This window comes from Gardnerella sp. 26-12, assembly GCF_001660745.1.
Taxonomy (GTDB): domain Bacteria; phylum Actinomycetota; class Actinomycetes; order Actinomycetales; family Bifidobacteriaceae; genus Bifidobacterium; species Bifidobacterium swidsinskii.
On sequence record NZ_LWSR01000036.1, the window covers coordinates 1 to 8,143 of the forward strand.

Sequence of the window (8,143 nt, forward strand, 5' to 3'; positions counted from 1 at the left end):
AAATAAAAACTCAAATGCTCAACTTAAAAATAAGTCAAAAATGCGATTTACGAATTCTTCTGTAAAGCATAATTATCCAAATCGACCTGTCGGATTTTTTTCATCTCTAAAAATTGAACTTTCGGCAATTATTGTTTTTGCAACAGCAATTGCTTTCGTAATGGCATGGTTTTTACTTAAAACTGGTCTAAATGGCTGGATTGCAATGCCATTAACACTTATTGTTGCTCTGGGAATTACATACATTTTTTCTAGAGGACTTACAGCACCACTTCGTCAAATGAAAAATGCTGCAGAAGCTATGGCTGACGGCGACTATTCTGTGCGAGTTGCTGTAGAAAATCGTCGTGACGAAGTAGGTAAATTAACTCTTGCATTTAATGAAATGGCAGAAGAACTTGAACATGCAGATCAAATGCGTAGAGAGCTTATAGCAAACGTAAGTCACGAACTGCGCACTCCTGTTTCTGCTTTACAAGCGATGCTTGAAAATCTTGCAGACGGAGTTGTTGATCCTACTCCATCTAATATGGAAGCTATATTAAACCAAACTCATAGACTTGCTGATCTTATTACTTTCCTTCTTGATTTATCTAGAGTTGAAGCAGGCGCGGAAAGCCTTAATATAACTTCATTTAATTTCACAGACTTTATTGACGAAATTATCGAACCACTAGAAATAGCTGATTCAGGTCATAATCATAATATTGAAGTTCAAATTAATGATGAGATTGAATTAACAGGAGATCAAGCTCGCCTTTCGCAACTTTTTACTAATATTATTTCTAACGCTCTAAAACATTCAGACGATGGAACTCGTGTTCTTATAAGTGCTCATATTAATCACAGCCAAAACTCTGTAATATGCAATGTTGTGAATTTCGGAGAACAAATTCCTCAAGAAGATCGCGCCGATATTTTCAGAAGATTTGTTAAAGGAAATCAGCGAATTGGCACAGAATCAGGAGGAACAGGATTAGGATTATCAATTGCTCGTTGGGCTGCACAATTGCACCATGGAACTGTAAAAGTAGTAGACGATAAACGCGGTCCGAACTTTGAAATTGCGCTTCCACTAAACTATAGCAATACAATAGCAAACTAACATTCGTAATCTGCTGTACGATCATCCTTATTGCATACACATGCTAAAGAAAAGCATGCCAAAACAGTAATTCCACTACTCTGTAAAGTTGAAACGCAGCTATTCATAGTTGAGCCAGTAGTTACAATATCATCCAATACAATAGCTTTGTACTCGCGTTGATTTTCAAACTTTTGCTTTCTCAATTCTTTAAAATCGATGCTAAACGCCTTAGAAATTCTGTTAGACCTTCCGCGAAAACCGGAAGTTTGCACTGATTTCGCAGTAATTCTAGCATCCATACTTACAATATCTAAAACGTATGCTCTAATGCCACTATTACACAATCGTTTAGCAACACAATTTGCAACAGGCAACATATGCTTACGTCCACGATGCCTTGATGAATGCTTAGACGACGGGACTGGTATAACAAATATAGGTTTTTCACTTATATAACAAGAATGCGAGCGCAAAAATTTAGATATAACTTCTACTACTAAATCGCCAATAAGTTCACCAAATATTTTGTCACATGCAATATCGAAATGATCCTTCCACAATAATATTGAGCGGCGAACAACCGTAGAATACGAACCACACGCGTAGCGATATCCACATACTGTTCTGGCAAATGGTGCACGTTTCCAGCATTGCAACGCTTTCTTGCAGTTTTCACACAATATATAATCTGGAGTATCACAGCCTGCACATGCGCGAGGCAAAAATAAATTAAATAAAGCAATCGCTACATTCTTCCAACTAGCAAAACGCCAATTTATAAAATCAACATCCTTGTTTTCACATACACCACAAGGTACAGATGCGTGACATGCTAATCCCCCATGAGATGTCACGCTTCTATACTTCTTTTTGTTTTGGTGGTTTATAACCTTGCGTCTCCCAACCATAATGACAGCATATGCGATAGCTTATTGGCTATGCAAATAAAAAATGTTATTGTGGATAAAAGGTATCTTAAAATGAAAAATTAATAAAATTCTATATTTCTAAAATATTAAGTACCTTATTACAAAGCTCTAAAGTATCCGAAGGATTACTTACTTTAATAATTAAAGCTCCTGTAAAGGCAGTAGGATAATCGTTTCCTCCAGGATACATACGATCGCCAATAAAAGTAATTTTTTCAATATTAACATCACAATATTGAGACAGCATTCGCAAAGCTTGAGCTTTATCGTCACCGCGCCTGTATATATCGATGCTAGTATCTCCTCCAGCGCGTACAGCAAAATTAGGTAAAGCTTGAGAAATGCTTTGTGCAAGTTGAGCTTTCAAACAACCGCTAGGATCCCAAGTTTTTTTATATTCAATAGGAGCTAGTTGTCCTAGTGCCGAAAAAGTAATTTGACTACCGCGGTTCTCTATCTGTTCTCCCCACAGCATTGGATCGCCGGGTTCTTTCCAAACGCCTATATTTTTTGCACACTTGTGTATTGCATCAATAACGCATTGCGCTTGCTTAAAATCGATAGTATGTTCATAAACAGATTGCAATGACATGTCATTATTCACACGATAATAACTAGTTCCATTAGTGGGCATTATGTGAATATTTTTAAGATTAGTGCCAATAGTTAGCATATTTAAAATTTGCTTCTTAACTAACTCTAAGCAGCCACCTGTTATTACAGCAACAGGAATTATATCAATCAGCTTACTTAATGATTCAGCCATCGATTTAAGCATAGGTTTTTTAGAACATGCCAGTGTGTTATCTAAATCAAAAGCAATAAGAGACGATTTAGCAATGCTCAAGTCAAGATTAAACTCATTCCAATCATGCACTATTGGTTTGAGCATTACAAATCCTCCTGACTTTTAAAACCATATATACAGTATTCTATAGTGTGAGCGTATTTCACACACCGCATATTAATTATTTACATATTATTGCCCTAGCCTTCTCGTAAAGTGGAAGCATGACAGGTCTAATTTGGGAAGAACGTCACTATAGAAATAGGCATGGTAGAGGTCTTAGGGCACCAATATTTGGTACTCGACTTCCACAATATAGAACTGCTAGCGGAATGTTTGATGCCATGGTAGCAGCTCAAATTAGACGCCTTAACAGTGCTTGGCAAGCATTAACTAAAGACGTTCAATTCGCGGTAGAAGATGTGCCGCCTTCGCAACCACTGTTATGGGAGCAAAACCGCAGAATACTTTCGCAAGCTTTTCCAGCTAGCCGTGGTATGCAATCTAGAATTGTATTGTATAGGCTTCCGCTATGCACTCATGTAAGCAGCAGAAGTGAACTTCAATATGCTATCAGAGATGAGCTTGTGCAATGCTTAGCAGAACTATACGGTCGCAGACCAGAAGAAATTGATCCAGATTGGGGNCTATAGAAATAGGCATGGTAGAGGTCTTAGGGCGCCAATATTTGGTACTCGACTTCCACAATATAGAACTGCTAGCGGAATGTTTGATGCCATGGTAGCAGCTCAAATTAGACGCCTTAACAGTGCTTGGCAAGCATTAACTAAAGACGTTCAATTCGCGGTAGAAGATGTGCCGCCTTCGCAACCACTGTTATGGGAGCAAAACCGCAGAATACTTTCGCAAGCTTTTCCAGCTAGCCGTGGTATGCAATCTAGAATTGTATTGTATAGGCTTCCGCTATGCACTCATGTAAGCAGCAGAAGTGAACTTCAATATGCTATCAGAGATGAGCTTGTGCAATGCTTAGCAGAACTATACGGTCGCAGACCAGAAGAAATTGATCCAGATTGGGGTTTGTAAACAATTTTTAAATTTATGTTACACAATAAAAAATCGCGCATGTTGTAATAAACATGCGCGACTAAGTAATTTATTCAGATTGATGAAGATTAACTAAAATCAACAAGTCATGAATTACCTAACATCGTCAAAATTATCTTCTTCAGAAAGAATAATACGCTTACGGTTCTTCTCAATTGTAGGATCCGGAATTGGCACAGCGCTAATCAAAGCCTGAGTGTAAGGGTGCTTTGGATTATCAAACACCTCATCCGTTTCACCAGATTCAACAATTCGACCGTGATACATAACAGCAATACGGCTAGAAATGTGACGAACCACAGCCATGTTGTGAGCCACGAACAAGTAAGCAACACCCAACTTGTCTTGCAAATCTTCAAGCAAGTTAATAATTCCAGCCTGAATAGAAACATCCAAAGCCGAAACTGGCTCATCAAGAAGCAAAAGCTTAGGATTCACAGCCAAAGCGCGAGCAATAGCGATACGCTGACGCTGACCGCCGGAGAACTGCGTTGGGAAGCGATCAACTTGATCAGGATTCAACTCAACCAATTGCATAAGCTCAGCAATACGCTGGCGAATTTCTTCCTTCGACTTCTTTTGCACGAGCAAAGGCTCGGCCAAAATATCGTAAACAAGCATACGAGGATCAAGCGAGCTCATTGGGTCCTGGAACACGTACTGAATCTTAGAACGAAGTTCGCGACGCTGCTCACGAGTCAACTTATCGTTCAACTCAGTACCAAAAACTGTAATAGAACCAGACTCAGGCTTCTTCAAGCCCATAATCTCCATCAAAGTCGTGGACTTACCAGAACCAGACTCGCCAACCAAAGCAACTGTTTCGCCTTCACGAACCTCAATACTCACACCATCAACCGCGCGAACTTCGCCAACCTTGCGTCGCAAGAAGCCACCGCTAGTAATTGGGAATGTTTTAACCAAGTTCTTAACATCCAAAACAACTTTTCGTTGTTCACGAGGAATGCCTTCAAACATTGGCTTAATTGGCTTTTCGGTTTCCGCATGAAGCAACGAGCGAACAGTTTCGCTTTCAGCTTCAAGACCCATCATTGTGCTGTCGTCGCCGCTTTCTTCTTCAGCCATAAGCATATCCATAGTCGGCTTAGAAATTGGAGTCAAACGACGAGTGCGCTTTTGATCAACGCGAGGAACAGCACCCAACAAGCCAATAGTGTACGGCTGAGTTGGGTGAGCAAAAATCTCTTCAACGCTATTATGCTCAACCAAATGACCCGCATACATAACAATAACTTCGTCTGCAACGCCAGCAATTACGCCCAAATCGTGAGTAATAAAAATCATTGCAGCGCCGGTTTCGCGCTGAGCTTTCTTCAAAACTTCCAAAACCTGAGCCTGAATAGTCACATCCAAAGCGGTAGTAGGCTCGTCGGCAATAATAATGTCAGGATTATTGGCAATAGCCATAGCGATCATCACGCGCTGGCGCATACCACCAGAAAACTCGTGAGGGAAAGCCTTCAAACGCTCAGCCGGCTTAGTAATACCAACCAAATCAAGCAATTCAATAGAACGCTCGCGAATCTGCTCTTCAGTCATGTCAGGATTATGAATAACCAAAGCTTCCTTAAGCTGATCACCAATAGAGAAAACAGGGGTTAAAGCAGAAAGAGGATCCTGGAAAACCATGGCAATATTCTTGCCACGAATCTTACTCATTTCTGCATCAGACTTAGTTAAAAGCTCCTCGCCCTTATACTTTACAGAGCCTTTAACGCTAGCGTTTTTATCCAGCAAGCCCATAACAGCCAAGGACGTAACCGACTTACCAGAACCGGACTCGCCAACGATACCAATAGTCTTTCCGCGGTACAAATCAAAATTCATTCCGCGCACAGCATGCACAGTACCAGCTTCAGAAGCGAAGCTAATTTGCAAGTCGCGTACTGAAAGCAACGGTTCGTTGTTTTGATCTTCCATCGTGGTTTCTTCCTTAATAGCGTTATTTGCAATATCAGTCATGTTTATCACTCCAAACGCTCGTTAGTCGGCCTTACCAACAGACCTAGAATATGGATCAATGGCATCACGCAAACCGTCACCAATAAGCTGCACGGAGAAGGTTAGCAAAACAAGCACCGCAGACGGCACCAAAAGCACCCACGGAGAAGTCTGCACAACGCTTTGGCCAGCATTAAGCAAAGTACCAAGAGAAGTATCCGGAGCCTTAATACCAAGGCCCAAGAAGCTCAAAGCAGTTTCGCCGTTAATCGCACCAATAACACCAAGAACCGTGTTAATAATCAATACAGAACCCAAGTTTGGAACCAAGTGGCGCACAATAATGCGGAACGAAGAAACGCCCTCGAACTTAGCTGCACGAACATACTCACGTTCGCGCAAGCTCAAAGTCAACGTACGAAGAGTACGAGCGTAACCAATCCAACCAAAAGCTGTTAAGCCAAATGCCAACCACAGCCAATCGCTACCACCACTAGAAGCACTAATGATTAAAGCAATCAGCAGGAAGGAAGGAACAATCAGCAGCATGTCCAAAAGCCACATACCAACCTGCTCAAACCATCCTTCGAAGTAAGAAATAGCAGTACCAACCAAAGCAGCAATAACTGTAATGGTAATAGAGCTAACAATACCAATGGAAAGTGAACGACCAAGTCCGCGCACAACCATTGCGTACATGTCTGAACCGCCTGGCGTAGTTCCCAGCCAATGCTCTGCAGAAGGAGGAGTTGCTAGAGAAGAAAAGTCTGGTTCGTCGTAGCTCCACTTTGAAATCTTTGAGCCAAACAAAGCAAAAAGAATCAAAATTACGAACATAACCAAGCCCACAACTGCAGACGGGCGACGGAAGAATCGACGCGTATAAAGCGTCATCTTACCAGTGCGCTTAAAGTTGCCCCAGGCACCAGCAGTAGCTTTTCTATCTGCAGCAGATTCTTGAGGTTTTGAAGATACATCTTTTTTATTCATATCAAATTCACCTACACTGTTCTGCTAGTTCAAACGAATACGTGGGTCGAGCCAAGCAGAGAAGATATCTGCAAGCAGAGCACCAACTAAGGTACATACAGCACCAAACGCTGCAATAGCAACAGAACCGTTAATATCGTTCTGCATAATGGTCTGAACGAAGTAGCTACCAAGACCGTTAATAGCAAACACGGTTTCAGTAATCACAGCACCCGTAAACACGCCTGCAATAGAGAAGGCGACGTCAACAGCTGTTGGAATCAAAGAAGTACGCAAAGCGTGGCGGCGAATAGCCAAATTCAAAGGTAAGCCCTTAGCGCGAGCCGTACGAACGTAATCAGCATTCATAGTATCGAGAAGATACGTGCGCTGCGTTAAATGATACCCAACCATGCCAGGAATTGTCATAACAATCGTCGGCAAAATCAAATGCTGAAGGAAGTCAAGAAGGAACATGAACGGGTCAGAACCCTGGTAAGAGTGCAAACCAGTAACGTAGAAAAGTCGCACGCCTGTTGCGTGGTTAATGCTAATAGCAGCAAGCACAACCATCAAACCCAAAACTGCTGCAGGAACAACCAACAGGAAGGTTGCGGTGGAATTAAGAACTCTATCTTGCCACTTGTACTGACGGATAGCAGTGTAAACACCAACGCTAACACCGAGAACAATGCCAAGAATTGTAGCGCCTGTAACCAGCTGAACAGATGCGCCAATACGAGACATAATTGCCGGACCAACTGGAGCTTGATCTGGGCTCAATCCCCAATCCCACTTAGTAAAAATGTTGTAAATCCAACGGCAATAACGAGTAAACACTGGAGTCTGGTCGTTAATATTTGCCAAATCCAAAGAACGGTTGATTGATGCAATAGGTGGATGCGGATGCCTAGACATGTAGTTCGAACGCGGTCTCATAAAAGCACTTGTCAAGAAATACGTCATGGATACGGCAACAAACAACATCACCACATAATTCAGGCATCGTTTAACGATGTATCGTATCATTGTGACTCTTTTCTACGACTAGCCATTTTTTACCTCCATTCGGCATCCATAAATCTTGTGATTTACAGTATTGCCGATCTAACACTCGACCTTGAAAAGGGCGTGTTTGAATCAACCCTTGTCAATCCGGGACACATAATTAGTATATTTTTAGCCAAGCTATGTACAAAGAGACAAACAGAAAATATTTTTGCACAACACTTTTCTCAATACCCAAGGGAAAAATTTCGTATATATAAGTTACATTATACATATCTAAACATGCAAAAAAACGCAAAATATCAGTGCTGTCTCTTATACACATCTGACGCT

General features: G+C 41.3%; 8 protein-coding genes. 3 read left to right on the forward strand and 5 right to left on the reverse strand.

Annotation, left to right across the window (positions count from 1 at the left end; genetic code table 11):
• Positions 1-40: 40 nt before the first annotated feature.
• Positions 41-1,105 carry a cell wall metabolism sensor histidine kinase WalK gene (locus A5295_RS02975; protein ID WP_064621663.1) on the forward strand — a complete coding sequence of 355 codons (1,065 nt, stop codon included), beginning with the start codon at positions 41-43 and terminating at the stop codon, positions 1,103-1,105.
• Here A5295_RS02975 and A5295_RS02980 read toward each other — a convergent pair.
• Both A5295_RS02980 and A5295_RS02985 read right to left on the reverse strand, forming a co-directional pair.
• Positions 1,102-1,995 carry a ComF family protein gene (locus tag A5295_RS02980; RefSeq protein ID WP_004110765.1) on the reverse strand — a complete coding sequence of 298 codons (894 nt, stop codon included), beginning with the start codon at positions 1,993-1,995 and terminating at the stop codon, positions 1,102-1,104. The genes A5295_RS02975 and A5295_RS02980 overlap by 4 nt on opposite strands.
• 91 nt (positions 1,996-2,086) lie before the next feature.
• Positions 2,087-2,908, reverse strand: coding sequence for an HAD-IIB family hydrolase (locus A5295_RS02985; protein ID WP_012914045.1), 822 nt, complete (start codon positions 2,906-2,908; stop codon positions 2,087-2,089).
• Positions 2,909-3,027: 119 nt separating this feature from the next.
• Between A5295_RS02985 and A5295_RS02990 the strand changes: the two genes are divergently transcribed.
• Positions 3,028-3,456, forward strand: a complete 429-nt coding sequence (locus A5295_RS02990) for a metallopeptidase family protein (RefSeq protein WP_012914044.1) — start codon at positions 3,028-3,030, stop codon at positions 3,454-3,456.
• Positions 3,457-3,529: 73 nt separating this feature from the next.
• The gene (locus A5295_RS02995) at positions 3,530-3,850 is read left to right on the forward strand and encodes a metallopeptidase family protein (RefSeq protein WP_004110769.1); all 321 of its coding nucleotides are present in this window, start codon (positions 3,530-3,532) and stop codon (positions 3,848-3,850) included.
• 114 nt (positions 3,851-3,964) lie between these two features.
• On the opposite strand, the gene A5295_RS03000 is transcribed toward A5295_RS02995, so the two are convergent.
• The 3 genes from A5295_RS03000 to A5295_RS03010 are packed head-to-tail and all read right to left on the reverse strand — an operon-like array spanning position 3,965 to position 7,831.
• A complete protein-coding gene (locus A5295_RS03000; protein WP_064621661.1) occupies positions 3,965-5,854 on the reverse strand; it encodes an ABC transporter ATP-binding protein in 1,890 nt (629 codons plus the stop codon).
• Positions 5,855-5,875: 21 nt separating this feature from the next.
• Positions 5,876-6,823 carry an ABC transporter permease gene (locus A5295_RS03005; protein ID WP_064621662.1) on the reverse strand — a complete coding sequence of 316 codons (948 nt, stop codon included), beginning with the start codon at positions 6,821-6,823 and terminating at the stop codon, positions 5,876-5,878.
• Between the two features lie 24 nt (positions 6,824-6,847).
• A complete protein-coding gene (locus A5295_RS03010) occupies positions 6,848-7,831 on the reverse strand; it encodes an ABC transporter permease (RefSeq protein ID WP_033888405.1) in 984 nt (327 codons plus the stop codon).
• Positions 7,832-8,143 lie beyond the last annotated feature (312 nt).

Coding starts and splice junctions, on each gene's coding strand:
- A5295_RS03010 (WP_033888405.1), bottom strand. CDS start 7,831: ATGATACGATACATCGTTAAACGATGCCTGAATTATGTGGTGATGTTG.
- A5295_RS02985 (WP_012914045.1), bottom strand. CDS start 2,908: ATGCTCAAACCAATAGTGCATGATTGGAATGAGTTTAATCTTGACTTG.
- A5295_RS03005 (WP_064621662.1), bottom strand. CDS start 6,823: ATGAATAAAAAAGATGTATCTTCAAAACCTCAAGAATCTGCTGCAGAT.
- A5295_RS02975 (WP_064621663.1), top strand. CDS start 41: ATGCGATTTACGAATTCTTCTGTAAAGCATAATTATCCAAATCGACCT.
- A5295_RS02995 (WP_004110769.1), top strand. CDS start 3,530: ATGTTTGATGCCATGGTAGCAGCTCAAATTAGACGCCTTAACAGTGCT.
- A5295_RS02980 (WP_004110765.1), bottom strand. CDS start 1,995: ATGGTTGGGAGACGCAAGGTTATAAACCACCAAAACAAAAAGAAGTAT.
- A5295_RS03000 (WP_064621661.1), bottom strand. CDS start 5,854: ATGACTGATATTGCAAATAACGCTATTAAGGAAGAAACCACGATGGAA.